This window comes from Azospirillum sp. B21 (assembly GCF_008364825.1).
Lineage (GTDB): Bacteria > Pseudomonadota > Alphaproteobacteria > Azospirillales > Azospirillaceae > Azospirillum.
Genome location: NZ_VTTO01000002.1, coordinates 21,849 through 46,810, shown reverse-complemented (window position 1 = coordinate 46,810; position 24,962 = coordinate 21,849). Strand labels below are relative to the sequence as shown.

Here is a 24,962-nt window from a genome sequence, read left to right as displayed (position 1 = left end):
CGGGCGGCACTCCTCGTGCTGATGGACGGACCGGGTGAGGCGTTCCGGCTGCGGATGAAACGTCCCGTCGCAATGGAAGGTTTCGCCGGCGCCTCATCCGAGCACCCGCCAAATGTCTGGCACACGAATTGTCACGACTCTCCTCATTTTCCGTTGCGTATTTGGATCGATCCAATTAGCCTGTCCAAAGACTGAGGGGCACCGGGACGGCGACTGCGAAGCCGCCACAGCCTGGGCAATGGCTCCCGGGGGACGACCCCGGATGGATGCCCGACGGACAAAGGCGACCCGTGCGACGCCGGCTCTTGGAAAAGCCGGTGCGACGCGGGTGCGGAGGAACGCCCATGACCTACGACTTTCAATTCGACGCGGTGTTCGCGTCGTGGGACATGCTGCTGGGCGGGGCCTGGCTGACGATCAAGCTGTCGTTCGGCGCCATGGCCATCGGGCTGGTGGTCGCCATCCTCTGCGCGCTGGGCAAGACCTCCGGTCCGAAGCCGGTGCGCTGGCTGATCAACGCCTATATCGAGGTCATCCGCAACACGCCCTTCCTGGTCCAGATCTTCCTGATCTTCTTCGGCCTGCCGAGCGTCGGGCTGCGGCTGTCTCCGGATGTGGCGGCGCTGATCGCGATGGTCGTCAATGTCGGCGCCTATGCCACCGAGATCATCCGCGCCGGCATCGAATCCATCCACAAGGGCCAGATCGAAGCCGGGTTGGCGCTGGGGCTGCGCCCGCTGCAGGTCTTCCGCTACATCGTGCTGAAGCCGGCGCTGCGCACGGTCTATCCGGCGCTGACCAGCCAGTTCATCCTGCTGATGCTGAGCTCCAGCATCGTGTCCGCCATCTCCGCGGACGAGCTGACGTCGGTCGCCAACAACATCCAGTCGCAGACCTTCCGCAGCTTCGAAATCTACATCGTCGTGACCGGCATCTATCTGGTGCTGGCGCTGATGTTCTCGGCCCTGTTCGCCGGCATCTACCGGCTGGCCTTCGCCTATTCCGTCGACCGGCGCTGAAGGAGGCCGCAAGATGATCCGCGCCTTCGGATACAACGAATTCCTGTTCCTGTTGAGCGCCGTGCAGTGGACGCTGCTGCTGTCGGCCATCGCCTTCATCGGCGGCGGCATCGTCGGCCTGTTCGTGGCGCTCGGCCGCACGTCGGACGTGAAGCCGCTGCGCTGGCTGGCGACCGGCTACATCCAGGTCTTCCAGGGCACGCCGCTGCTGATGCAGCTGTTCCTGGTCTTCTTCGGCGCCACCGTGATGGGCATCGACATGAGCCCGTGGGTGGCCGCAGCACTCGGCCTGACGCTGAACACCAGCGCCTTCCTGGGCGAGATCTGGCGCGGCTGCATCCAGTCGGTGCCGCGTGGGCAATGGGAGGCAGCGTCGGCGCTCGGCCTGCGTTATCCCGGCCTGATGCGCTACGTGATCCTGCCGCAGGCGGTGAAGGTCGCCGTGCCGCCCACCGTCGGCTATCTGGTCCAGGTCATCAAGGGCACCTCGCTCGCCGCCATCATCGGCTTCGTCGAGCTGACCCGCGCCGGCCAGATCGTCAACAACGCCACCTTCCAGCCCTTCCTGGTCTTCGGCATCGTCGCCGCGATCTATTTCGCGCTGTGCTGGCCGCTGTCGCTGTTGAGTCAGCGTCTGGAAGCCCGCTACGCCGCCCCAACGCGTTGAAACCCTAAAAATCACTCGGAGGAAACAACCATGGCCTTCACCGTCACCCGCCGCCTGATCGTCGCCGGCGCCCTGATGACCGCCGCAATCGGCCTCACTGCCACGGCGAACGCCCAGAGCGTCGAGGACATCAAGGGCAAGGGCAAACTGACCGTCGGCATGCTGGTCGACTTCCCGCCCTTCGGCATCACCAGCGCCGACGGGAAGCCGGACGGCTACGATGCCGACGTCGCCAAGCTGATGGCGAAGCACATGGGCGTGCCGGTGGACATCGTGCCTGTCACCGGGCCGAACCGCATCCCCTACCTGCTGACCGGCAAGGTGGACGTGCTGGTCGCCTCGCTCGGCATCACGCCGGAACGGGCCAAGCAGGTCGCCTTCTCCGACCCCTATGCTGCCATCGAGATCGGGCTGCTCGCCCCGCAGAAGTCGCCGATCGCCAAGGCGGAGGATCTGTCGGGCAAGAGCGCCGGCGTCGCCCGCGCCAGCACCCAGGACCAGTCGCTGACCGCGGCGGCGCCGAAGGATGCCCGCATCATGCGCTTCGACGACGACGCCAGCGCCGTGCAGGCCCTGCTGTCCGGTCAGGTCGATGCGCTGGGCGTCAGCAACGTGGTGGCGCAGCAGATCAAGACGATGGCGCCCCAGGCCAATTACGAGATGAAGTTCGTGCTGAAGAGCCAGGTGCAGGGCGTCGCCATGCGCCAGGGCCAGGACAAGCTCCAGAGCTGGGTCAATGGCTTCCTCGACACGGTGAAGAAGAACGGGGAGCTGAACGCCATCCATCAGAAGTGGCTGGGCACCGACCTGCCGGCGGCGGTCACGTCCGGCAAGTCCTGAGCTTAAAGTAACCGCATTTCCCCGGTGGAGGGTAAGACCATGGCAGTGATGTCCGAACCGATGAGCGCGGATGTCGTCATCCGCATGGAAGGCGTCCAGAAATGGTACGATCACTTCCAGGTGCTGAAGGACATCGACCTGGAGGTCCACCGGGGCGAGCGGATCGTCATCTGCGGCCCGTCCGGATCGGGGAAATCGACCCTGATCCGCTGCATCAACCAGCTGGAGCGCCACCAGAAGGGCCGCATCACCGTCAACGGCGTCGAACTCGGCCCCCATCACCGCCAGCTCGACACCGTGCGGCGGGAGGTCGGCATGGTGTTCCAGAGCTTCAACCTGTTCCCGCACCTGACCGTGCTGGAGAACTGCATGCTGGCGCCGCTGAAGGTGCGCGGCGTGACGAAGGACGAGGCGAAGGCCACCGCCATCCGCTATCTGGAGCGGGTGCGCATCCCCGAACAGGCCGACAAGTATCCCGGCCAGCTGTCGGGCGGCCAGCAGCAGCGCGTCGCCATCGCGCGGTCGCTGTGCATGAACCCGAAGGTGATGCTGTTCGACGAGCCGACATCGGCCCTCGACCCCGAAATGGTCAAGGAGGTGCTGGACACCATGATCGGTTTGGCCGAAGACGGCATGACCATGCTGTGCGTGACGCACGAGATGGGGTTCGCCAAGTCGGTCGCCCACCGCGTGATCTTCATGGACCGCGGCGAGATCGTCGAGCAGAACACGCCGGAGGAGTTCTTCACCGCCCCGAAATCGGAGCGGACGCGGAGCTTCCTCGGCCAGATTCTGGCCCATTGAGGACCTTTCGTTCCACCAAGGACAGTCGTGATGAAGCCCGAAATCCTCCTCGTCGAACCCATGATGCCCGCCATCGAGCAGGCGCTGGACGCGGCCTACACCGTCCACCGCCTGTCCGCGGCCCCCGACCGCGACCGGCTGGTCGCCGAGCTGGCCGACCGGGTGCGCGCCGTCGTCACCGGCGGCGGGACCGGCGTGAAGAACGCGGTGGTCGACGCCCTGCCCAAGCTGGGGATCGTCGCCATCAACGGCGTCGGCACCGACGCGGTCGACCTGGAGCATTGCCGCGGCCGCGGCGTGCGCGTCACCAACACGCCGGACGTGCTGACCGACGACGTGGCGGACCTCGCCATCGGGCTGCTGATCGCCGCCTCGCGCCGGATGATGGTGGGCGACCGCTTCGTCCGGGCCGGGCAGTGGCCGACGGGCAAGCTGCCGCTCGCCCGCAAGGTCAGCGGCAAGCGGCTGGGCGTGCTGGGGCTGGGCCGCATCGGCGAGGCCATCGCCAAGCGCGCCGAGGCCTTCGGCATGACCATCGCCTACACCAACCGCAAGCCGCGCGAGGGCGTGCCGTACCGCTTCGTCGCCTCGCCGGTCGATCTGGCGCGGGAGAGCGACATCCTGGTGGTCGCGGCGTCGGCCGGGCCGGACTCGCGCAACATGGTGGGCCGCGAGCTGCTGGACGCGCTGGGTCCCGACGGCCTGCTGGTCAATGTCGCCCGCGGCAGCGTGGTGGACGAGCCGGAGCTGCTGGCGGCATTGACCGAAGGCCGGATCGGCGGGGCCGGGCTGGACGTCTTCGCCGACGAGCCGAATGTGCCGGAGGGGTTCTACGGCCTCGACAACGTCGTCCTGCAGCCGCATCAGGCCAGCGCCACGGTGGAGACGCGCACGGCGATGGGCCAGCTGGTGCTGGACAATCTGGAGGCCTTCTTCGCCGGCCGTCCGCTGCCGACCGCCGTGGTGTGAGGCTCCGCCATCGTGACCCAGCCGCCGGATAGCAGCAGACCGGGGAACGACCGCATCACCCTGACGGAGGTCGCCGGCCATGCCGGGGTGTCGCGGTCGACGGTGTCGCTGGTGCTGCGCGGCAGCCCGCTGGTGGCGGCGGAGACGCGGGAACGGGTCCAGGCCGCCATGGCGGCGCTGGGCTACATCTACAACCGCGGCGCCGCCACCCTGCGCGCCGCCCGCACCCAGACCGTCGGGCTGCTGGTCTGCGAGCTGAACAACCCCTTCTATGCCGAGCTGACGGCGGGGATGGACGACGTGCTGGACGCCGAAGGCTTCGTCGCCTTCATCGCCAACACCGCCGAGCAGCCGGAGCGGCAGGAGCGCTTCCTGCAACGGATGCGGGAACACAATGTCGACGGGGTGATCCTTTGCCCCGCCGCCGGAACGCAAGGTGAGCTGCTGGACCGGCTGGACCGCTGGCGGCTGCCCTGCGTGCAGGCCCTGCGCTTCGTCTCGGACCGGGGCCGCGACTATGCCGGGGTGGATTACCAGGCGGGTGTGGAGACGGTCGTCGACCATCTGGTCTCCCTCGGGCACAGCCGGATCGCCTTCGTCGGCGGCACGCTGGACCATTCCGCCTATGCGGCGCGCCATGCCGGGTTCACCGCGGCGATGCGGCGGCATGGGCTGGCGGACGATCTGGTCCTGCGCTGTCCGTTGACCCGGCGATCGGGTGCCGAGGTGGCGGACGATCTGCTCCATCGGCCGCAGGCCCCGACGGCGGCCCTGTGCTACAACGACGTGGTGGCGCTGGGACTGATGCTGGGGCTGGAGGCGCGCGGCCTCAGGGCCGGGCGCGATCTGGCCGTCACCGGCTTCGACGACGTGCCGGAGGCGGCGCTCAGCCGCCCGGCGCTCACCACCGTCGCCACCTCCGCAAGGCAGATCGGGCAGGAAGCCGCCCGCCTGCTTCTGCGCCGCATTGCCGACCCGCAGGGCCCGCCCGAGCGGATCATCCTGCCGAGCCGGCTGGTCGTCCGCCAATCCTGCGGCGCTCCCATTCATTCCACCCACCATAGAGACCTGTCATGACCGATACCGTCGAGGCCCTGATCGCGGCACGCGAGACCCGCAAGTGGCTGACCGGGCTGGAAAGCCGCCCCGCCGACGAGGCGGAGGCCTATGCGATCCAGGACGCCGTCGCCCGCCGCCTGGGCCCCGTCACCGCCTGGAAGGTCGGCGCAGCCACGCCCGACGCCGAACCCTTCCGCGCGCCGATCAACGCCGCCACCGTCTTCGAGGGCACGGACCATCTGCCGGCCAACCTGTTCCAGGTCATCGGGGTGGAGGCGGAGATCGCCTACCGCTTCGGCCGTGACCTGCCGGCGCGCGAGCAGCCCTATACGCGCGACGAGGTTCTGGACGCCGTGGCTTCGGTCCATCCGGCCTGGGAGATCGTCGACACCCGCTTCACCGGCTTCGGCAGCCAGGACCGGCTGAGCCACATGGCGGACCAGTTCAACCATGGCGCGCTGATCGTCGGGCCGGCCATCGCCGACTGGCGCGCCCTTGATCCGCTCACGGAGTCGGTGACGCTGGAGGTCGATGGCGAGACCAAGGTGGAGACGGTCGGCGGCAACAGCGCCGGCGATCCGGTGCGGCTGCTGGTGTGGATGGCCAATGTCGGCGCCTGCAGCTTCGGCGGCCTGCATGCGGGCGAGGTGGTGACCACCGGCTCCTGCACCGGCACCGTCTTCGTCCAGCCGGGAAGCCGCTCGGTCGCCCGCTACGGCACCATGGGCACGCTGACCCTGACCGTCGACTGACGACCATAGGCAGCGCCGGGCCGCGATCCTCAGGACGGATCCAGCAGGCGCGGCCCGGCGCCGCCATCCCCCAGCTCGTCCCACGGATTGCGCAGCGGGCAGTCGCGAATCGACAGGCAGCCGCAGCCGATGCAGCCGTCGAGATTGTCGCGCAGCTTCGTCAGCTTCGTGATCCGCTCGTCCAGCTCCTGCCGCCAGCGCTCCGACATCCTTTGCCAGTCGGCGGTGGTCGGCGTGCGGTCCTCCGGCAGGGCGTTCAGCGCGTCGGCGATGGAGGCGAGCGAGATGCCCAGCCGCTGCGCCACCTTGATCACCGCCACCCGCCGCAGAACGTCGCGGGTAAAGCGGCGCTGGTTGCCGGCATTGCGCCAGCTGCGGATCAGCCCCTGCGCCTCGTAGAAATGGATGGTCGAGACCGCGACGCCGGACCGGCGCGCCACCTCGCCCACCGTCAGGTCCTTGTCGTAGTCCTCCGGCGACAGCATCCCGGCCCCCCTCCCCGTTTCCGCAACCCACCGTCCCGCCAGTCTGGCGCCATTTCCGCTTGACCTCAAGTTCTGTTGAGGTTTTAGCCTGCCCCGACTTTGCCGATGAAACAGGCAGTCTGCCGAGTGCGTAATCAGGGGAATGGGGACCGAATGACGAGGGGAAAGCTTGCCGCCCTGCGCGAGCGTCTGGCGGGATGGGGGGAGCTTGTGTTCCGGCCGATCCTGCCCGGTGCCACGCTGCGCGACCGCATGATCGCCTGCTGCGGCGCCCTGCTGGGCATCGCCGCAACCGGGCTGCTCTGCCGCAACATGCTGGACGTCATGTCCAGCGCGCCCGTGCTGGTTGCGCCGATGGGGGCGTCGGCGGTGCTGCTGTTCGCCGTGCCGGCCAGCCCGCTGGCGCAGCCCTGGTCGATCGTCGGCGGCAACACGCTGTCCGCCGTCGTCGGCGTGCTGGTCGCCGCCGTCATCCCGGACCCGATGCTGGCCGGAGCCGCCGCGGTGGCGCTGGCCATCGCCACCATGTCGCTGACCCGCTGCCTCCACCCGCCGGGCGGGGCCGCCGCCCTGACTGCGGTGCTGGGCGGGCCGGCGGTGACGGAGATGGGCATCAAGTTCGCCTTCTTCCCCGTGGCGGTGAACTCCATCCTGCTGCTGACCGCCGGGCTGATGTTCCACCGGCTGTCCGGCCACCGCTATCCGCACAAGGCGGTCAACACCCACCGCACCAGCGATCCGCCGCCGCAGCTGCGCCCCGGCCTGACCCAGGGCGACGTGGACGTGGCACTGCGCACGCTGGCCGAGACTCTGGACGTCAGCCGCGAGGATCTCGGCGCCCTGCTGGTCAATGCCGAGCTTCATGCGCTGGAACGCCTGCATGCCGACATCAGCTGCCGGGACATCATGTCCCGCGATGTCGTCTCGGTCACGCTGGACACCCATCCGCAGGTGGCCCGCGCCCGCCTGCTGGAACATGGGTTCCGCACCCTGCCGGTGGTGGATGCCCAGAATGCCGTAGTCGGCATCGTCGGACACGAGCAGCTGTCGCATGGAGACACCGGCCGCAGTGGCGCCCGCGTCGCCAGCGTCATGGCCCCGGCGACGGTCGAACTGCCGGATACCCCGGTCTTCCGCCTGCTGGGCCGCCTGTCGGACGGGCGCACCCATGACGTGGTGATCGTCGACCAGAACCGCCGCGTCCTCGGCATGGTCACCCAGACCGACCTGCTGGTGGTGCTGGCCCGCACCGCGCTTGCCCGTGCGGTGCAGACCGGCATCGACGGGCTGAGTGGCGGGCTGAACGGGACGCTGCCGCGCAACCCTCTGCGAGATGTTTCCGGCGGCCGGGCGTAGCGGCCGGATCCCGCGCCGCTTCCCCTTTGTCGGCCTTGGGACGGAGGGGGAGTGGAACATTTGAAACAGTATGAAACAGGAATTCAGGCCTGTTCCATTGTTCAACTCGCAGCCGGCAGGATCTTGCGACGTTAGGAGCGGCGAAGATGGCACCCGGCTGCACACGCTCTTTCTCCCGCACTCCGTGATAGGCTATTTTTCCTATCACAAATCGTCCCGAGGGATAAGCGTGGGCTCGAAATCGGTAATGCTCGCTTCTTCGCGATTGGGCTGCGAATACCTGACTGTTGGTGTGCTGAACTCTGGTGACGGGCACCTTGGAGACCAAGGCGTCACCAGAGTTCAAGGCCGTAATCGCCCACCGTCACCAAAGTTCAGTGGGTCCTCACGCGATGCGCGCCATCACCCGCTCGTTGATCGGCGGGCGCGAGGGGTAGAGGATCAGCCCTTCGGACGCTTCCTCGACGCGGGCGTCGGGATAGGCGGCCATGGCGTATTTCAGATTCGGGATGAACTTGGTCTTGAACTGGCGGACCAGGGCGTAACCGGCGCCGAATTGGCCATGCAGCGCCGCCCAGGTGATCGGCGTCGGCTTTTCCAGTGAATGCAGGCGGTAGGCGAGCCAGATATAGACGTCGAGCGCCATCGACTTGCCGCTGATCGCCTTCAGCGCCTCTTCCGCCACCGGAACCGGATGTTCGCGCAGTGCCTTGAAGAAGCTGTCGCTGAGCCGCACCGTCTCGGTGAACAGGGTTCCCTGGCGGTCGTCGGGCCGGCGCAGCTGGATGGCGTCGGCGACGATCGATTCCTTGCTCTGCCGCCGGCCGCCGTCGGCGTCGGTGAAGAAGGTGAGATGGCAGGCGGAAAGGCGTGCGGCCTGATCCTCCACATCGCGATAGGCTTTGCCGCAGATCGGAATGTCCATCCGCTTCAGCCAGTCATGCATCGAGCCGCCCAGTTCCACTTCCGGATTCCCAGTCTGGATGGCGCGGGTCTGGAGATAGAGCAGGATCATCCGCGCCCGGCTGCCATAGGGCACGCCGATTCGGCGGGTGACGCCGTTGCGATCCTCGATCACGCCGGGCTGGATCACCAGTTTGACCTTGTGGCCCGGCCGTTCCCAATGCTGGTCGTCGGGAAGCTGGCGGTGGGGCAGCGCCGTCTGGCAGAATCCGGCATAGGTGATGCCGAGCTTGCCGTTCTCCGCGGCCTGGACCGCGGCGGCGATGTCGATCAGCGGCCGTTCCTCGTCCGAAACGAGGGCCAGCGCACCGTCACGGCCGTGTGTCTCGATCAACCGATGAATGCTGCCCATGCCGCTCTCCCGTTCCTGGTCACCCGCTCTTGGCCTCCATGACCGTCCTGTGACCGCCGGATGACCGAACCTGCCAGATACAACACCCCGGATCGCGCCGAAGGCAATTTGAACCTTGGTGACGCAGGCTAATTGGAAGCTATTTGGAACCTGCTATTAGATTCGTCACCAAGGTTCAGGGGATAAGTCCGAGTCGCGTCACCACAGTTCAAGGATGGCGTCACCAGAGTTCATGGGGAAAACCGGAGTCCCTGTGGACGAATCGCGCTGCCGGGAGCCCTGCGGGTTTGAACCTTGGTGACGCCCGGGCAGGCGAGTCGCTGTGAATCGTGCGGGCGCGAGTCGTGGCGGGCGTCACCAAAGTTCAAGGATTCCAGCGGCCAAGTGAGGCGCGTTGGCGGGGGTATGGCTGCCGGCCATTGGATGGTTGGCTGTTCGCCCTTCATCGGCGCAGTGTTTGAATTCAATGGCTTACCCGTCATCCCCGCGGAGGCGGTCATTCGGGGAGCGCCGCATGGTAACCGGCCGGGTCGGCTGGAGTCCCGCCTTCGCGGGAATGACGCACAGAGGAGCGGGTGTGGGCTTTCCGGGGTTTGCGGCCGTTCATCGCCCCCTTTCCCGCCGATGCGTCACCAAAGTTCAAACGCCCGGTCGAGTCGATTTGGGACTGTCGGCGTCACCAAAGTTCAAACCATCGCGCCGGACATTTATGGCAGGGCGTCACCAAAGTTCAGGAGTCATGCCGAGTCGCTCCGGATGGGAGCGTCACCAAAGTTCAAACTCCGGAGGCTTGCCACTCCATTGCAGACCATCGGGGCGTCACCAAGGTTCAGGTCCTCCGGTTCCGCGGAACCGTGCGGCAGCGGCGGAGTTGTTTGCCCACGGGGCTGAACGGGCGGGGGAACATGGCGCAGGATGCGATGGCCACTTCGGTGGGAGGTTCGGCGGCGGAGTCCGGCAAGGTGGTTCTTGCTGCCATTGCCGCCAATCTGGCGGTCACCGTCACCAAATTCGTGGCGGCGTTCCTGACCGGCAGTTCGTCGATGCTGAGCGAGGCGGTGCATTCCCTGGTCGATAGCGGGAACGAGGCGCTGATGCTGGTCGGGCTGAAGCGGTCGCGGAAGCCGCCGGACGACAGCCACCCCTTCGGCTACGCGCGCGAGCTGTATTTCTGGACCTTCGTCGTGGCGCTGGTGATCTTCGCCGGCGGCGCCGTGGTGTCGATCTATGAAGGGGTGGAGAAGATCCTGCACCCGCAGCCGGTCGAATCGCCCTGGATCAACTTCGTGGTGCTGGGCATCGCCGTGGTGATGGAGGGGATCAGCTGGCTGGTGGCGCTGCGCGCCTTCAATGCCCGGCGCGGCGACGCCGGCGTGCTCGAGACCGTCCACGCCAGCAAGGATCCCACCATCTTCGTGGTGCTGTTCGAGGACAGCGCCGCCCTGGTCGGCCTGATCATCGCCGCCGCCTGCCTGTCCGCCGACCTGCTGCTGGACCAACCGGTGTTCGACGGCATCGGGTCGGTGCTGATCGGGCTGGTGCTGGCGGCCACCGCCGGCTTCCTCGTCTATGAGACGAAGAGCCTGCTGATCGGCGAATCGGCCCGTCCCGATCTGGTGCGCGGGGTGCGCGTCCTGCTGCGGGAGGAGCCCGCCATCGAGCGCGTCAACGAGGTGCTGACCACCCATCTCGGCCCCGAGGTGGTGATCGTCAATCTCAGCCTCGATCTGCGGGACGAGGTGAGCGCGGGCGAGGTGGAGAAGGCGCTGGCCCGCATCGACCGGCAGGTGAAGGAACGCTTTCCGGAGATCCGCCGCGTCTTCACCGAACTGCGGGCGGGGGCGACCCTGCCGAGGTGATTGTTGTGGCAACTCGCCGTGCCCTCCATTGACAAAGTTCCGGCAACTTGCTCAGACTCCGCCCGCCGATGTGGCCGTCCACACCGGGACCGGAGTCGAGGGGGAATGGCGGGAATGCTGCCGATGAAGAGCGGGGGCGGGGGCGACGAGATGCGCCAGCTGCGCGAGCGTCGCGGGGAGAACCAGACGCAGTTCGCCGAATGGCTGAACGCGCAGCTTGGCCGCAGCTATACCAAGGCGCGGATCAGCCGCTGGGAAAGCGGGGCGGAGCGGATCCCGCAGCAACTGGTCGATTTCCTGACCCGCCACAAGGCGGACGAGCGTCCCCGCGTCGCCACATATCTGGCCGTCGCCAACCAGAAGGGCGGCGTCGGCAAGACCGCCACCGCCGTCAATCTCGCCTATGCCCTGACGGAAGGGGGCGCGCGGGTCCTGCTGATCGACTGCGATTCGCAGAGCAACGCCACCGTCCATGTCGGCATCGGCAATGCCGCCATCGTCGCTTTGGAGCAGCAGCGCAAGACCCTCTACTACGTGCTGCGGTCGGAAGAGCCGCTGACCTCGGTCATCATGCCGACGGCGGAGCGCGGGCTGGATCTGGCGCCGGCCGGGCTGTCGCTGGCCGACGCCGACGTTGAACTGGCGGCGGATTCCACCGGCGGGCTGATCCTGCGGGAGAAGCTGGACGAGGTGCGCCACTCCTATGATTTCGTGGTGATGGACTGCGCGCCGAACCTGGGTCTGGTGACCGCCAACGCCCTGTCGGCGGCGGAGCTGGTGGTGGTGCCGGTGCAGACGGAGGCGCTGGCTCTGCTGGGCGTCAAGCGGCTGATCGACACCATCGGCCGCATCCGCCGCCGGGTGAACCCGACCCTGCGCATCGCCGGCATCATCCCGACCATGTACAACGACCGGCTGACCCAGGACCGCGCCACGCTGCAGGAGCTGCACGAATCCTACGCCGGTCAGGTGCCGGTCTTCGACCCCATCCCGCGCGCCACCGTCTATGGCAAGGCGGCGGCGGCCGGCATGATCACGCTGGCGGGCGATCCCAAGGCGCCGGGGGCCGAGACCTTCCGCGAGGTGGCGCGCCAGATCCGCGCCTATGCCCAGAACCGGGAGTTGCCGCATGTCGCGTAAGTTCGAACGCAAGACCCGCGAGCTTCTGGGCGGCGCCGGCGAGCCGGGCGGCGTGACGGGGGGCGGCATGACGGGCGGGCTGACGGTGGGCAGCGACCGGCTGTTCGGCACCTCGGCCGGTTTCCCGCATGTGGTGGAGCTGGACCTCGCCCGCGTCCACCGCAACCCCGACCAGCCGCGCCGCCATTTCGACGAGGCGGAGCTGCGCGGCCTGGCATCCTCCATCGAGCGGCACGGGCTGCAGAACCCGATCCTGGTCCGCCCGCTGCCCCAGGGCGAGTATCTGCTGATCGGCGGCGAGCGCCGGGTGCGTGCGCACGAGATGCTGGGCCGCAAGACGGTTTTCGCCATCCTGACCTCCGGCGATCCGGACGAGATCGGGCTGATCGACAATGTCCAGCGCGTCGATTTGAACGCGGTGGAGTATGCGGCGGCGCTGGCCCGGCTGATCGACAAGCACGGCTACACCCATGACGAGCTGGCCGCCGTGGTCGGGCGCGACCGCACCGACGTGACCAAGCTGCTGGCGATCATGAGCCTGCCGGCGGAGATGCGGGAGGAGTACGCGACCGCCTTCGCCCATGTCTCGCGCTCCGTCATGATCGAGATCGCCGCCGCCCCGGCTGACCTGCGGGCCGAGCTGTGGGAGCGCGCCAAGGAGGGGGCGAGCGTCAAGGCGGTGCGGCAGGCCAAGCGGGACCATGCCCAAGGGACTATTGCGGGGGCCGCTTCGGAAGCCACTCCGCCGGAGCCCGGCCCGAAGGAGGCGATGCGCTCGCTGCAGGCCAGCGTGAAGCGGATCATGCGCGACGTCGCCGTGGTGCGCGAGCAGCGCCGCCACCTCGATCCGGACAACCGCGAGCGGCTGATGCGGCTGCGGGCGGAAATCGACGCCATCCTGGAAGGGGTGGATGGCGGAGCGGATGACGGGGTGGAAAACGGGGCCTGACCGCTCAGGCCGCCAGCCGGCGGCGCCAGAAGGGGCGATCCCGCCAGCGGCGCTCCAGCCCGTACCAGGCGTGCAGATGGGCGCGGTAGGCGTCGCGGATCGGCGTCAGGCCGGCGGCATAACCGGAGAGTGCGTTCGCATCGCCGGACAGATGGCGGTCGGCGGCCTCCGCCGCGGCGAGGCCGGTGTAGAGCGCGTTGAAGATGCCCTGCGACGACAGCGGGTCGAACCCGAGGGCGGCGTCGCCGACCGCCAGCCAGCCCTCGCCCGAGGCGGGTGACAGGGTGCTGCTGTGGGCGGCGCAGAAGCCGCCTCTCCCCTCCCCCTGCCCTTCCGGCGTGAAGCCGCAGGCGCGCAACGAGTCCGAAAGCACGGGACAGCCGGGCAGCCGACGCAGCAGCGATGCGGCGTCGCGGGCATCGGCAGCGGCGGGCAGGTCGGCGTCGGTGTGGAAGGCGACGACCCGGCGGCCCTCGGGCAGCGGGGCGCTGTACCACCAGCCGTCCGGTTCGGCTTCGATCCAGGTCAGGCCGGACTGGCGGCCGGGGGCGTCCCTGCCATGGACCCAGCCGCAGACCAGCCGGTCCGACACCGTCCGCCGGGCGCCGAACCGCTTCGCCAGCGGCGAGCCGCGCCCGCCGGCATCGACCAGCAGCCGGGTACGCACGGGAAGGCGGCGGCCGGCGGTTTCCACCTCCAGCAGCCAGCCCTCCCCTGCCCTGTTCACCGACAAGGGCTGGGCAGGGACCAGCAGGGCGGCACCGCGCGACACTGCGACCCGGCGCAGCCAGCCGTCGAAACGGCCACGGTCGAGGTGCCAGCCCGGCCCGTCGAGGTCGCGCAGATTGTCGGCCTCGACCGGCTGCGGACCGCCCCAGACCGACCGGCCGCCATGGCAGGGGGAATGGCCTTCCGCCAGGAAAGCCTCCCACAGCCCCATGTCGGTCAGCAGGCGGCGGGCGGCCGGGGCCAGCGATTCGCCGATGCGGACGGCAGGGCCGTCCCGCCGGTCCAGCACCAGCACCCGGTGCAGCGGCGCGAGGTTGAGGGCGAAGGCGGCGCCGGCGGGACCTGCCCCCACCACGACCACGTCGGCCACGACCGCATCCGCCTCGATCGCGCCTGTCCGGATCACCGCAGCCCGCGCGGGAAGCGGCGGACCTTGTCGATCCGGCTGAGGTCGACCGGCTGGGTCGCCCGCAGCCCGGCACCGCCGCCCGACGGGGCCGGCGCCTTGGTGGACAGGGTGCGGTGGGCAGTGCGGACCGCCTTGGTGTCCACCGTGTCGTCCACGTCGGGGATGGGGATGTGCTGGTCCTCCACCTCGATCAGCGGCGGGAACAGCTTGGCGCCTTCCGGATCGGTCGGGCCGGGATTGACCTCCACCACGCCGAGATGGTCGAAGTGATGGATCATGTTGTTGATCTGGTCGGTGTAGCTGGTGGTGCCCAGCGGCGCCACCCAGGCGGCGCGGTTGGCGAAGGCGGCCAGACGCACCTGGGCCGGCTGGGCGGCGTCCATCACGATCCGGTAGTTCTCGCGGGTCAGCACCTCGTTCGGCACGCGGGCCGGCCAGAAGGTGGGAACGTTGGGGTCGTAGCCGGGATCGTAGCCGGAGCGGCAGCTGCCGGTGTCGGTCTGCCACGGCACCGCCATCCAGCGGGTGATGCCGCCGGGAAGCTGGCCATAGAGCGGGCCGTTGGGGATGGTCACCGTGTCGCTGGACAGGATGGCGCCCATGCCCGGCTCCACCCAGCCCTTCGGCGCATGGGCGAAACGGAACGGCTCCATATACATGGTGGAGGCGCGGACCGGCCAGGTCATTTCGCAGCCGGGATGGAAGGCGTCGGCCAGGCAGAAGTCCAGCGCCGCACGGGTCAGCACGTCGCCCTGTTCGTCGAGCGGCACCTGATCGAACTCGGTGTAGACCGGGACCTTGCCCCAGTCGTCGTCGAAATCGCCGGCGACCCACTGGTCGAGGAACTCCAGCTGGGTCTTTGTCAGCGAGGTGTATTGGCGCGGCGTCTGGGCCGGCGGGATGTTCATTGCGTCGCCATAGACCCAGGGCCAGGGCATCGGCGACCAGCTGTCGACATCGTCATGCCGGAAGGAGTTCTTCAGCACCCGCCGGGTTTCCTGGTTGGCGAGGCTGCGGTCGTTCAGCCGCGCGATCCATTCCGGCTTGGTGAAGTCGTTGGCGGAGTTCCAGCCGAACCCGGCGGCGAACCCGGCATTGACCCATTGCAGCCCGGTCATCCGCTCGAAAACCGGGTAGATGTCGTGGGTGAAGGAGGGACGGGTGGGCTTCGGCAGCGTGCCGGCCTGGATCGCCACGTCGCGCATCAGGTCCCACATGGTGCGGACGGACTTGCGCTGCGGCCCATAGTTCGGCGGGGCGACGACGATCCAGGCGGGGGTGACCGGCAGCTCCATGCCGTTCAGCGTGACCACCGCATCGACCGGCCCGTCCGAGGTGTCGTCGTGCCAGCCCTCGTTGTTGCCGAAGGTGATCGCCTTGGTGCCGTTGTAGGAGGAGGAGAAGCCGCGGCCGCCGGTGACCAGCAGGCGATGGTCGCCCTCCTCGCACCACATTCGGCCGAGATAGACCGGCTCGCCCTGGTGCATGAACTTGCCGGCGACCAGCTTGCGGCTCTGCTTGCCGTGGCCGGCGTGGATCTTGTGCTCGCCGGCATCCAGCACCAGCGCCTCGCGGTCGGTGACAGTCGGGTTGCGCAGGGTCGTCGGATCGGCGGAGGCCGCTTCGGGAATGTCGAGCGCCAGCTGGAAGCCGTACCAGGCCGACTTCTTGTTGGCGAGATGGACCTTCCAGGTGATGTCGGCGCCGCTGTCGGCGGCGGTCAGCTCGCGGACGATCCGGCCCATGGCATTGACGCCATAGATGCGGAAGCGCGCGGCCTGCGGCAGTAGCCGGCCTTCGGCGTCACGATAGGGGTTTTGCGCCGGGTCGTCGCCGGCCATCAGCGGCTTCGGGTTGGGCACCTCGGGACCGACGACATAGCCCTCCGGCGCGTTGCCGATGCGGGTGATGCCGATGGGCGGGTAGATCACCGCCTTGACGATGCAGTCGTCTTTGGGGAGCGGCGGCGCTTGGGTGCGCGGCTGCGTCGGCTGTTCCAGCGGCTGGCCGTTGGCCTGATGGCGGACATCGGCGCCGTGGTTGTAGACCACCTTGCGCACCGCGGCGATGCTGCCCTGCGGCGCCTGCTCCACCGGCGTGCGCCAGATGTTGAAGGCCAGCTCCTGCCCATAGTCGCCCTGGCCGCGGGCGCAAACATCCTGCTTCGGCAGGATCAGCGTCGCCACCGGCTGGTAGGGATACCGGTCGGTCGGCCATTCCTCCGTCGCCTTGTCCAGCGGATAGCCGGCGCTTTTGGGAACCACCTGCACCATGAAGGTGAAGCGGTATTCGTCCTCCAGCAGCCGGTTGGCGAGGTCGGTGGCGAGATAGTTCTTGTCGTCGGTCGGCACGTTGACCGCCGGATGCCCCGGCGGCGGCGCTTCCGGCACCAGCGAGTATTTGGCGTAATGGTCGGGGCCGAAATCGAAGGGCAGAATCGCCCAATATTGGGTGGTCAGCACGCTGCCGTCCACCTGCGCCGACATGGCGTTCAGGATGCCGTCGGTCTTCGGGTGCTTCTTGAGATATCCGGGATAATCCTTCAGGACCGTGCCGGCATAGGTGAACTCGCACATCTCCTCCGCGTTATCGACGAAGAAGACGGGAAAGTTCTGCATGATGAAGTCGGCGACGTCGCCCGTCTCGCCCAGCGCGTTGACTCCATCGACGCCCCAAACCTTCAGCCCGATGCCGAGCGTCGATCCCAGATCCGGCGAGGTCGGGCTGGTGTCGCTGGAAAAGCGCATCCAGGCCGGCAGCTCGTCCCTGGCGAAGACGCCGACGCGCAAGCACTCCGGCCGGTTCGGGTCCATCACCAGTCGGCCATGGGCGGCGCCGTGCAGCTTGCGGAACACCGCGCGTTCCGCCGGCGTCTGGCCCAGCGCGATGCGCTTCATCTGACCCATGGCGATGAACATCTCGTCCAGCCGCTGGGTGGCGTTGGTCGCGCAGTCGAAGCACGGGGGAATCGTGGAGGAATCTTTGGCCGTCATACGCTCCGTCTCCTGAATCATCCGGCGGGGGTGTCGGGAAGGGTGGATACGCGGATAGAAAAGTTGTTTTGATGAATGGAATTTCCCGTTACGTGAGTCGTGCTTACGCGAGCATTCCAAGAGTTTCCACTGGAAATAATCTGTCACGCCCACATTTTTACCGTATCGGAGAGCGAACGGTGATGGTCGCCGTTTAAGTTGAGAGAAATCGTCGGTATGCGTCTCGCCGATCCGGAGACGCCGATGTGGGGCGTCCCACATTCATGCATTGCGTCGGTGTGGCTCCCTCTGCCCTGCTCTCCCCGGACGGAGAGGGGATCCCGCCTTCCCCGCGCCGGTGTATGATGGGCGCGCCATTCCGCAGGGGCCGACCGAGAATGACCGATAATTTCTTCGACATCGCCGCCGCACGCTTCCCCGCCGATGCCGACGCCCCGTTCATCGAGCTTGAGTCCGGACGACGCTACAGCTATCGCGACTTGAGGGAGATCAGCGGCCGCTATGCCCGGCTGCTGACGGAGTTGGGTGTCGCCAAGGGCGACCGGGTGGCGGTGCAGGTGGAGAAGTCGGCGGAGGCGGTCTTCCTCTATCTCGCCTGCCTGCGCGCCGGGGCGGCCTATCTGCCGCTGAACACCGCCTACACCAAGGCCGAGGTCGGCTATTTCCTGGGCGATGCGGAGCCGAAGGTTTTCGTCTGCACGCCGGGAAACGCGGCGGCGCTCGCCGGCACCGCGGCGGCGGCCGGGGTGGGCACGGTGCTGACGTTGGGCACCGATGGTGGCGGAAGCTTGGCCGAGCGGGCTGTGGGGCTGGATGCGGACTTCGGCACCGTGGCCTGCGGGGCGGACGATCTGGCGGCGATCCTCTACACCTCCGGCACCACCGGGCGGTCGAAGGGGGCGATGATGAGCCACCGCAACCTGTCCTCCAACGCCGCCACCCTGCACCGCATCTGGGGGTTCAGGCCGGACGACGTGCTGCTGCACGCCCTGCCGATCTTCCACACCCACGGCCTGTTCGTCGCCACCAACTGCGTGCTGATGAACGGGACCGGCATGCTGTTCCTGTCGAAATTCGATGCCGACGCCGTTTTCCGCCTGCTGCCGCGCGCGACCGTGATGATGGGGGTGCCGACCTTCTACACCCGCCTGCTGACCGACCCGCGCCTGACGCCCGAGGCGGCGGCCCATATGCGGCTGTTCATCAGCGGCTCCGCCCCGCTGCTGGCCGACACACACCGGGAGTTCCGCGAGCGCACCGGCCACGCCATCCTGGAGCGCTATGGCATGACCGAGACCGGGATGCTCACCTCCAACCCGCTGGACGGCGAGCGCATCCCCGGCACCGTCGGTTTTCCCCTGCCCGAGGTGTCGGTGCGGGTGGTGGACGAGAAGACGGGGGAGCCGGTCGCCGACGGCGGGATCGGCGTGCTGGAGGTGAAGGGGCCGAACGTCTTTTCCGGCTATTGGCGCATGCCGGAGAAGACGGCGCAGGAGTTCCGCCCCGGCGGCTGGTTCATCACCGGCGATGTCGGACGCATCGACGAACGCGGTTATGTCCACATCATCGGCCGCGCCAAGGATCTGGTGATCTCCGGCGGCTTCAACGTCTACCCCAAGGAGGTGGAGACGGCGATCGACGCCATCGGCGGCGTGGTGGAATCGGCGGTGATCGGCGTTCCGCACCCGGATTTCGGCGAGGCGGTGGTGGCGGTGGTGCTGCGCCGGTCGGGTGCCGAAGCCATTGACGAGGCGGCGGTGATCGGCGCCTGCAGGGAGCAGCTCGCCAACTTCAAGGTGCCGAAGGCGGTGGCCTTCGTGGATGAGTTGCCGCGCAACGCCATGGGCAAGGTGCAGAAGAACCTGCTGCGGGAGACGTACAAGGGTCTGTTCGGGTGAGTGCCGGGGGGCTGGTCCGGCCCCCAAGAAATCGCTTGTCCATCGTGGCCGCTGGGAGCAAAGCTCGCGCACCAAGCCCGCCCTACCCCTTTATATGGAGTAGAGGGGCGCCGACCTTCCGCTGCGTGCCTCGCAATGATGACCCTTCTCCACCGCGCCGTCCTTCTGCTGGGGCTGGTGGCGGCCCTGCCTGTCTCCACTTTGCCCGCCTCCGCCATGGCCGGAGAACGCAGCTATGCCGCCACCCATGGCGCCGCTCCCTTCGTGACGGAGCATCTGATCCCGGGGTCGGACCTCGACCTCGACCGGGTGGATCTGACGCTGCCGGTGACCAATGTGGTGGCGCTGACCATCGACGACGGGCCGGACGCCAACGACCCGCGCATCCTCGACATCCTGCGGGCTCATGAGGCGAAGGCGACCTTCTTCTACATCGGTGCCAAGATCCCGGCCCATCAGGACATCGCCCGGCTGGTCGCGGCATCGGGCAACGAGGTCGGCAGCCACACCCAGACCCACCCGATGACCACCGACCTCAAGCCGGCCCAGCGCGAGTGGAATCTGGCGCAGGCGGAAGCGGCGCTGGCCTCCGTCGGGGTGACGGCGACTTGGTTCCGGCCGCCCTATGGCGACGTCGACGACGCGTTGGCGCATCTGGCGCGCAGGCATGGCATGAAGACGGTGCTGTGGACTGCCGACAGCCAGGACTGGAAGGACACCGGTCCCGACATCATCCGCCGCCGCGTGGTCGAACGGCTGGCGCCGGGGGCGGTCGTGCTGATGCACAGCACGAAGGCCGCCACGGTCGCGGCATTGCCGGCGATTCTGGAAGAGGGAGAGCGACGGGGATACCGCTTCGTCACCATGACGGAGTGGGAGGCCACGATGCGCGATGCGGTCACGCCCTCGTTGGCGCTTTTGCATCCGGCTCCGCATCGGCGGTGACGCCGCTGCCCGCTCCCCGCTGCCAGAGATGCAAGGATGTCCCATCGGCGGGGATGGCATGCTGATGTAGGATGGCGGCGGAGCAGCGCCCGATGTCCGCGGCGGCTGCCGGGAATGCCGCCATGCCTGTCGAACCCTTCACCCTGATCCTCTCCCTGCTTCAGCAGATGTGCGTCTATCTGGTGATCGCCTATCTGCTGAGCCGGACGCCGCTGTTCCTGCCGCTGACCCATGTGACGGTGCGCTGGCCGCACAAGCTGGCCTGCTACGTGATCTTCTCGATCTTCTGCATCATGGGCACCTATTTCGGCCTGCACATCGACGACAGCATCGCCAACACCCGCGCCATCGGCGCGGTTCTGGGCGGCATCTTCGGCGGGCCGTCGGTGGGGCTGGCGGTCGGGCTGACCGGCGGCATGCACCGCTATTCGCTGGGCGGCATGTCGGCGCTGGCCTGCGCCATCTCCACCATGGCGGAGGGGCTGATCGGCGGGCTGGTCCATCGCCATATGGTGCGCCAAGGCCGGATCGAGCCGCTGTTCAACCCGCTGCGCGTCGGCGCCGTCACCTTCGTGGCGGAGGTGGTGCAGATGCTGATCATCCTGGCGGTGGCCCGGCCCTTCGAGGCGGCGGTCCATCTGGTCGAGGTGGTGGCGGCCCCGATGATCGTCGCCAACACGCTGGGGGCGGCGCTGTTCATGCGCATCCTGCTGGAGAGGCGCGTCCTGGACGAGAAGCAGTCCAGCGCCTTCTCCGCCAAGGCGCTGAAGATCGCCGCGCGCTGCGATGGCGTGCTGCGCGGCGGCTTCAACAGCGAGAACAGCACCCGCGTCGCCCGCATCATCTATGAGGAGACCGGCGTCGGCGCCGTCGCCATCACCGACCGCGAGAAGCTGCTGGCCTTCATCGGCATCGGTGACGACCATCACCTGCCCGGCACGCCCATCAGCTCGCGCCAGACGCACCAGGCCATCGCCAACAACCAGGTGATCTATGCGGACGGTAACGAGGTGGCCTATCGCTGTTCCATCAGCCCGACCTGCCGGCTGGGGGCGGCGCTGGTGATCCCACTGGTCGGCGAGGATGGCGGGGTGATCGGCACCATCAAGCTGTACGAGCCGAAGACGAAGATCTTCTCCACCATCAACCGGACGCTGGGAGAGGGCGTGGCCCGGCTGCTGTCCAACCAGATCCTCGCCGGCCGCTACGAGCAGCAGAAGGCCCTGCTGGCGCAGTCGGAGATCAAGCTGCTGCATGCGCAGGTGAACCCGCATTTCCTGTTCAACGCGCTGAACACCATCTCCGCCGTCATCCGCAACGATCCGGAGCGGGCGCGCCAGCTGGTGCAGAACCTGTCGACCTTCTTCCGCAAGAACCTGAAACGCCCCAGCGAGACGGCGACGCTGGCCGACGAGGTCGAGCATGTCAGCGCCTATCTGCAGATCGAATTGGCGCGCTTCACCGGCCGGCTGGCGGTGGAGATCGACGTGCCGGACGATTTGCGCAATGCGGCACTGCCGGCCTTCTCGCTCCAGCCGCTGGTGGAGAATGCGATCAAGCACGGCACGGCGCAGCTTCTCGGCGACGGCCATGTCCGCATCGCCGCGAGGCGGGATGGCGGCGACCTGCTGCTGTCGGTGGAGGACAATGCCGGGCTTTACGAGTCCAAGCCGGGCGGCGACGGGCTGGGCATGACCATCGTCGACCGTCGCATCCGCAACCGCTACGGTGAGGCGTATGGCGTGTCCATCGCCTGCGACCCCGATGTCTTCACCCGCGTTACCCTGCGCCTGCCGCTGCCCGTCGAAGAGACCGTCCCCGTATGATGGCCCGCCCATGATGAACATCCTGATCGTCGACGACGAGCCGCTGGCGCGGGAGGAACTGCGCCGGATGCTGGAGGAGGCCGCCGATATCCGCGTCGTCGGCGAATGCGCCAACGCCATCGAGGCGATCGGCGCCATCAACCGGCAGTCGCCCGACGTGGTGTTCCTCGACATCCAGATGCCGCGGGTCAGCGGGCTGGAAATGCTGAGCATGCTCGACCCCGATCGCATGCCGCGGATCGTCTTCCTGACCGCCCATGACGAGTATGCCGTCAAGGCATTCGAGGAGCATGCCTTCGACTATCTGCTGAAGCCGGCCGACCCGGCGCGGCTGGCGAAGACCCTGCAGCGCCTGCGCCGGCAGCATGCCCCGCAGGAAGTCGGCGTCCTGCCGGGAGCGGCCGAGCTGCGCCACATCCCCTGCACCGGGGTCAACCGGATCACCCTGATGAAGCTGGCGGATGTGGAGTATGTCGTCTCCCGCCCGGCCGGCGTCTATGTGGTGGGAGAGGACGGGCAGGAGCGCTTCACCGAACTGACGCTCCATACCATCCAGGAAAAGAGCCAGCTGTTCCGCTGCCACCGCCAATTCCTGGTCAATCCGGAGCGCATCCGCGAGATTCACTTCGTCGACGGCGGTCTGGCGGAGATCCTGACCACCGGCGGCCACACCGTGCCGGTCAGCCGGCGCTTCCTGGGGCCGCTGAAGGAACGGCTGGGGATGGGGTGAGGCTGCGGCTGGTCTCGGAAACCCTTCTCCCCTTACGGGGCGGGATGAGGGGTGCTGCCGGCTGGAAGCCGGAAGGAAATTCAGGTTTGCACCCCCTCACCCCAACCCCTCTCCCGCAAGGAGAGAGGGGCTTTGTCAGATGGACAAGCGCAGCGGGCCGGTGTACAAACCGCCCGACTGAGGTGAGTGTGCGCTCACTTCCCTAATGCACCCAGTTTTTGAAAGACAGCAGCCCATGGCTCCACGCCTGGACAGCCGCGCCCGGCGGCGGGCCATCGTCGATGCCGCCTTGCCGGTTTTCGCGCGCAAGGGCTTCGCCGCGACCACCACGAAGGAGATCGCACAGGCCGCCGGTGTGTCCGAAGGCCTGATCTTCAAGCATTTCCCGTCCAAGGCCTCGCTCTACGAGGCGATCTTCCTCAGCTGCATCGACGGCGATCCGGAATATGAGCGGCTGATCGCCCTGCCGCCCGGCACCGCGACGCTGGTGCAGATGATCCAGGGGCTGGTCGGCTATTTCGTCATGGAGGTCCCGGCCGACCCCAACGAACGGGCGCGCCAGCGCCTGTCGGTCATCAGCCTGCTGGAAGACGGGGAGTTCATGCGGCAGGTCTATGAGGGAATCCGCAGCCGGTTCCTGCCCTGCTTCACCGCCTCCATCGATGCCGCCATCGCCGACGGCGATCTGGTGCCCGGCCCGATCGATGCGGAGAGCGGGCTCTGGCTTGCCGAGCATCTGTGCGAGATGATGGCGACCGTCTGCCTGTCCGGCGGCACGGTGGTTCCCTACAGCTGCGGCCGTCCTGAGCTTGCGCGGCGGACCGCATGGTTCATCCTGCGCGGGCTCGGCCTGCGCGACGAGGCCATCGCGGCGCAGGAGCGCAGCGGGCATCTGGTCTTCGTGCCTCCCCCACCGCCGCCGGAAGGCGGACCAAGAAATGACGAATCCACACCCGAGAGAGCGGAGTAGCCGATCGTGACCCTGGATCATTCGCCAAAGACCGAGACGTCGTTCGGGCATCCGGCGTCGGAGCCGGGCCACGGCACGCCGCCGTCCCCGCCCCGCCCCCCGCGCAAGCCCGTCACGCGCGGGCGGCTGACCGTGCGCATCATCATCATGCTGGTGGTGCTGGGGCTGCTGGGGGCGGCGCTGTACGGCTTCAACACCTTCCGCGCCAAGGCCATCGCCGACTTCTTCGCCAACAACAAGCCGCCGCCTACCCCGGTGGCCTTGGCGGAGGCGACGGTGCAGACCGTGCCGAAATACCTGTCCGCCATCGGCACGCTGCAGGCGGCGCGTCAGGTGACGGTGGCGCCCGAGGTCGCGGGTCGGGTGGACCGCATCCCCTTCGAATCGGGCGCCCGCGTCAAGGCCGGCGACCCGCTGGTGCAGCTGAACGACGCCACCGAGCAGGCCGACCTGCTGGCCCAGCGCGCCCAGGCGCGGCTGGCGGAGCTGAACCTGGAACGCTACCGCGACCTGCGCCGCAGCCAGGCCACGCCCCAGAGCAACGTCGACCAGTATCAGGCGCAGCTCGACGAGATCAACGCCAACATGAAGCGCACCAGCGCCCTGATCGGCCAGAAGCTGATCAAGGCGCCGTTCAACGGCGACCTGGGCATCCGGCAGGTGAATGTCGGCGATTACGTCAATCCCGGCGCCACCATCGTCACGCTGACCGACCTGTCGCAGCTCTACATCAACTTCACCCTGCCGGAGCAGGCCTTCCCCAGGCTGTCGGTCGGCCAGGACGTGCTGATCAACGTCGACGCCCTGCCCGGCCGCGATTTCGGGGCGAAGATCACGACCATCGAGCCGCAGGTCAGCGCGGAAACCCGCGCGGTCAAGGTGCAGGCGACCATGGACAACCGCGAGCGCCTGCTGCGGCCGGGCATGTTCGCCAATGTCCGCGTCGTCCTGCCGCCGCAGCCCAACACCCTGACCGTGCCGGAAACCGCGGTGGACTACACCGTCTACGGCGATTCCGTCTTCGTCGCGACCCAGCAGAAGGGCGAGGACGGCAAGGAGCAGCTGGTGGTGGAACGCAAGGCGGTGAAGACCGGCGACCGTCTGGCCAACCGGGTGGAGATCCGCAGCGGCATCAACCCCGGCGACCGCGTCGTGGTGTCGGGCCAGCTGAAGCTCGCCAACGGCGCCGCCGTCGTCCCGGCCGAGAGCAACCCGCTGACCCCGCCGCAGTCCCTGCCGCAGAACTGA

21 protein-coding genes are annotated in these 24,962 nt (G+C 67.9%); 17 read left to right on the top strand and 4 right to left on the bottom strand.

Annotation, left to right across the window (positions count from 1 at the left end):
• Nucleotides 1-344 precede the first annotated feature (344 nt).
• The 7 genes from FZ983_RS05015 to FZ983_RS04985 are packed head-to-tail and all read left to right on the top strand — an operon-like array spanning nucleotide 345 to nucleotide 6,110.
• On the top strand, nucleotides 345-1,019 hold the full coding sequence (locus FZ983_RS05015) for an amino acid ABC transporter permease (protein WP_149222500.1): 675 nt from the start codon (nucleotides 345-347) through the stop codon (nucleotides 1,017-1,019).
• A gap of 13 nt (nucleotides 1,020-1,032) precedes the next feature.
• Nucleotides 1,033-1,686: an amino acid ABC transporter permease gene (locus FZ983_RS05010; protein WP_149222499.1), complete on the top strand. Its 654-nt coding sequence runs from the start codon at nucleotides 1,033-1,035 to the stop codon at nucleotides 1,684-1,686.
• A 30-nt stretch (nucleotides 1,687-1,716) separates the two neighbouring features.
• Nucleotides 1,717-2,526 carry a transporter substrate-binding domain-containing protein gene (locus FZ983_RS05005; RefSeq protein WP_149222498.1) on the top strand — a complete coding sequence of 270 codons (810 nt, stop codon included), beginning with the start codon at nucleotides 1,717-1,719 and terminating at the stop codon, nucleotides 2,524-2,526.
• A 39-nt stretch (nucleotides 2,527-2,565) separates the two neighbouring features.
• Nucleotides 2,566-3,330, top strand: a complete 765-nt coding sequence (locus tag FZ983_RS05000) for an amino acid ABC transporter ATP-binding protein (protein ID WP_282186990.1) — start codon at nucleotides 2,566-2,568, stop codon at nucleotides 3,328-3,330.
• Nucleotides 3,331-3,360: 30 nt separating this feature from the next.
• Entirely contained in the window at nucleotides 3,361-4,299 is a 939-nt protein-coding gene (locus tag FZ983_RS04995) for a 2-hydroxyacid dehydrogenase (RefSeq protein ID WP_149222497.1), read from the top strand.
• Nucleotides 4,300-4,311: 12 nt separating this feature from the next.
• The gene (locus FZ983_RS04990) at nucleotides 4,312-5,376 is read left to right on the top strand and encodes a LacI family DNA-binding transcriptional regulator (protein WP_149222496.1); all 1,065 of its coding nucleotides are present in this window, start codon (nucleotides 4,312-4,314) and stop codon (nucleotides 5,374-5,376) included.
• The gene (locus tag FZ983_RS04985) at nucleotides 5,373-6,110 is read left to right on the top strand and encodes a fumarylacetoacetate hydrolase family protein (protein WP_149222495.1); all 738 of its coding nucleotides are present in this window, start codon (nucleotides 5,373-5,375) and stop codon (nucleotides 6,108-6,110) included. The genes FZ983_RS04990 and FZ983_RS04985 overlap by 4 nt, the downstream gene beginning before the upstream one ends.
• 29 nt (nucleotides 6,111-6,139) lie before the next feature.
• On the opposite strand, the gene soxR is transcribed toward FZ983_RS04985, so the two are convergent.
• Nucleotides 6,140-6,595 carry a redox-sensitive transcriptional activator SoxR gene (gene soxR, locus FZ983_RS04980; protein WP_149222494.1) on the bottom strand — a complete coding sequence of 152 codons (456 nt, stop codon included), beginning with the start codon at nucleotides 6,593-6,595 and terminating at the stop codon, nucleotides 6,140-6,142.
• A gap of 153 nt (nucleotides 6,596-6,748) precedes the next feature.
• Between soxR and FZ983_RS04975 the strand changes: the two genes are divergently transcribed.
• Nucleotides 6,749-7,951: an HPP family protein gene (locus FZ983_RS04975; protein WP_149222493.1), complete on the top strand. Its 1,203-nt coding sequence runs from the start codon at nucleotides 6,749-6,751 to the stop codon at nucleotides 7,949-7,951.
• 385 nt (nucleotides 7,952-8,336) lie between these two features.
• Here the strand turns inward: FZ983_RS04975 and FZ983_RS04970 are convergent, their stop codons facing one another.
• The gene (locus FZ983_RS04970; RefSeq protein WP_149222492.1) at nucleotides 8,337-9,266 is read right to left on the bottom strand and encodes a replication protein RepA; all 930 of its coding nucleotides are present in this window, start codon (nucleotides 9,264-9,266) and stop codon (nucleotides 8,337-8,339) included.
• 905 nt (nucleotides 9,267-10,171) lie between these two features.
• Between FZ983_RS04970 and FZ983_RS04960 the strand changes: the two genes are divergently transcribed.
• From FZ983_RS04960 to FZ983_RS04950, 3 genes are all read left to right on the top strand, one after another.
• On the top strand, nucleotides 10,172-11,125 hold the full coding sequence (locus tag FZ983_RS04960) for a cation diffusion facilitator family transporter (protein WP_149222490.1): 954 nt from the start codon (nucleotides 10,172-10,174) through the stop codon (nucleotides 11,123-11,125).
• A 105-nt stretch (nucleotides 11,126-11,230) separates the two neighbouring features.
• Nucleotides 11,231-12,265 (top strand): AAA family ATPase, encoded by a 1,035-nt coding sequence (locus tag FZ983_RS04955; protein WP_149222489.1) that lies wholly within the window; start codon nucleotides 11,231-11,233, stop codon nucleotides 12,263-12,265.
• Nucleotides 12,255-13,214, top strand: a complete 960-nt coding sequence (locus FZ983_RS04950) for a ParB/RepB/Spo0J family partition protein (RefSeq protein ID WP_149222488.1) — start codon at nucleotides 12,255-12,257, stop codon at nucleotides 13,212-13,214. Before FZ983_RS04955 ends, FZ983_RS04950 begins: the two co-directional genes overlap by 11 nt.
• A gap of 4 nt (nucleotides 13,215-13,218) precedes the next feature.
• On the opposite strand, the gene FZ983_RS04945 is transcribed toward FZ983_RS04950, so the two are convergent.
• Together FZ983_RS04945 and FZ983_RS04940 are read right to left on the bottom strand one after the other, a co-directional pair.
• Nucleotides 13,219-14,313: a tryptophan 7-halogenase gene (locus tag FZ983_RS04945; RefSeq protein WP_247883589.1), complete on the bottom strand. Its 1,095-nt coding sequence runs from the start codon at nucleotides 14,311-14,313 to the stop codon at nucleotides 13,219-13,221.
• Between the two features lie 32 nt (nucleotides 14,314-14,345).
• Nucleotides 14,346-17,345 carry a LodA/GoxA family CTQ-dependent oxidase gene (locus FZ983_RS04940; protein WP_149222486.1) on the bottom strand — a complete coding sequence of 1,000 codons (3,000 nt, stop codon included), beginning with the start codon at nucleotides 17,343-17,345 and terminating at the stop codon, nucleotides 14,346-14,348.
• A gap of 377 nt (nucleotides 17,346-17,722) precedes the next feature.
• Here FZ983_RS04940 and FZ983_RS04935 point away from each other — a divergent pair, with 377 nt between their 5' ends.
• The 6 genes from FZ983_RS04935 to FZ983_RS04910 all read left to right on the top strand — a co-directional run bounded on the left by FZ983_RS04935 (nucleotide 17,723) and on the right by FZ983_RS04910 (nucleotide 24,962).
• Complete coding sequence (locus FZ983_RS04935; protein WP_149222485.1) at nucleotides 17,723-19,243, top strand: malonyl-CoA synthase; 1,521 nt, start codon at nucleotides 17,723-17,725, stop codon at nucleotides 19,241-19,243.
• 135 nt (nucleotides 19,244-19,378) lie between these two features.
• A complete protein-coding gene (locus tag FZ983_RS04930; RefSeq protein ID WP_149222484.1) occupies nucleotides 19,379-20,188 on the top strand; it encodes a polysaccharide deacetylase family protein in 810 nt (269 codons plus the stop codon).
• Between the two features lie 122 nt (nucleotides 20,189-20,310).
• Nucleotides 20,311-22,014: a sensor histidine kinase gene (locus tag FZ983_RS04925; RefSeq protein WP_149222483.1), complete on the top strand. Its 1,704-nt coding sequence runs from the start codon at nucleotides 20,311-20,313 to the stop codon at nucleotides 22,012-22,014.
• Nucleotides 22,015-22,024: 10 nt separating this feature from the next.
• Complete coding sequence (gene btsR, locus FZ983_RS04920; protein WP_108546677.1) at nucleotides 22,025-22,744, top strand: two-component system response regulator BtsR; 720 nt, start codon at nucleotides 22,025-22,027, stop codon at nucleotides 22,742-22,744.
• Between the two features lie 235 nt (nucleotides 22,745-22,979).
• Entirely contained in the window at nucleotides 22,980-23,714 is a 735-nt protein-coding gene (locus tag FZ983_RS04915; protein WP_149222482.1) for a TetR/AcrR family transcriptional regulator, read from the top strand.
• A gap of 6 nt (nucleotides 23,715-23,720) precedes the next feature.
• Nucleotides 23,721-24,962: an efflux RND transporter periplasmic adaptor subunit gene (locus FZ983_RS04910; RefSeq protein ID WP_247883588.1), complete on the top strand. Its 1,242-nt coding sequence runs from the start codon at nucleotides 23,721-23,723 to the stop codon at nucleotides 24,960-24,962.

Coding starts and splice junctions, on each gene's coding strand:
- FZ983_RS05005 (WP_149222498.1), top strand. CDS start 1,717: ATGGCCTTCACCGTCACCCGCCGCCTGATCGTCGCCGGCGCCCTGATG.
- FZ983_RS05000 (WP_282186990.1), top strand. CDS start 2,566: ATGGCAGTGATGTCCGAACCGATGAGCGCGGATGTCGTCATCCGCATG.
- FZ983_RS05010 (WP_149222499.1), top strand. CDS start 1,033: ATGATCCGCGCCTTCGGATACAACGAATTCCTGTTCCTGTTGAGCGCC.
- FZ983_RS04940 (WP_149222486.1), bottom strand. CDS start 17,345: ATGACGGCCAAAGATTCCTCCACGATTCCCCCGTGCTTCGACTGCGCG.
- FZ983_RS04975 (WP_149222493.1), top strand. CDS start 6,749: ATGACGAGGGGAAAGCTTGCCGCCCTGCGCGAGCGTCTGGCGGGATGG.
- FZ983_RS04915 (WP_149222482.1), top strand. CDS start 22,980: ATGGCTCCACGCCTGGACAGCCGCGCCCGGCGGCGGGCCATCGTCGAT.
- FZ983_RS04985 (WP_149222495.1), top strand. CDS start 5,373: ATGACCGATACCGTCGAGGCCCTGATCGCGGCACGCGAGACCCGCAAG.
- soxR (WP_149222494.1), bottom strand. CDS start 6,595: ATGCTGTCGCCGGAGGACTACGACAAGGACCTGACGGTGGGCGAGGTG.
- FZ983_RS04935 (WP_149222485.1), top strand. CDS start 17,723: ATGACCGATAATTTCTTCGACATCGCCGCCGCACGCTTCCCCGCCGAT.
- FZ983_RS05015 (WP_149222500.1), top strand. CDS start 345: ATGACCTACGACTTTCAATTCGACGCGGTGTTCGCGTCGTGGGACATG.
- FZ983_RS04995 (WP_149222497.1), top strand. CDS start 3,361: ATGAAGCCCGAAATCCTCCTCGTCGAACCCATGATGCCCGCCATCGAG.
- FZ983_RS04950 (WP_149222488.1), top strand. CDS start 12,255: ATGTCGCGTAAGTTCGAACGCAAGACCCGCGAGCTTCTGGGCGGCGCC.
- FZ983_RS04930 (WP_149222484.1), top strand. CDS start 19,379: ATGATGACCCTTCTCCACCGCGCCGTCCTTCTGCTGGGGCTGGTGGCG.
- FZ983_RS04955 (WP_149222489.1), top strand. CDS start 11,231: ATGGCGGGAATGCTGCCGATGAAGAGCGGGGGCGGGGGCGACGAGATG.
- FZ983_RS04970 (WP_149222492.1), bottom strand. CDS start 9,266: ATGGGCAGCATTCATCGGTTGATCGAGACACACGGCCGTGACGGTGCG.
- FZ983_RS04960 (WP_149222490.1), top strand. CDS start 10,172: ATGGCGCAGGATGCGATGGCCACTTCGGTGGGAGGTTCGGCGGCGGAG.
- FZ983_RS04925 (WP_149222483.1), top strand. CDS start 20,311: ATGCCTGTCGAACCCTTCACCCTGATCCTCTCCCTGCTTCAGCAGATG.
- btsR (WP_108546677.1), top strand. CDS start 22,025: ATGATGAACATCCTGATCGTCGACGACGAGCCGCTGGCGCGGGAGGAA.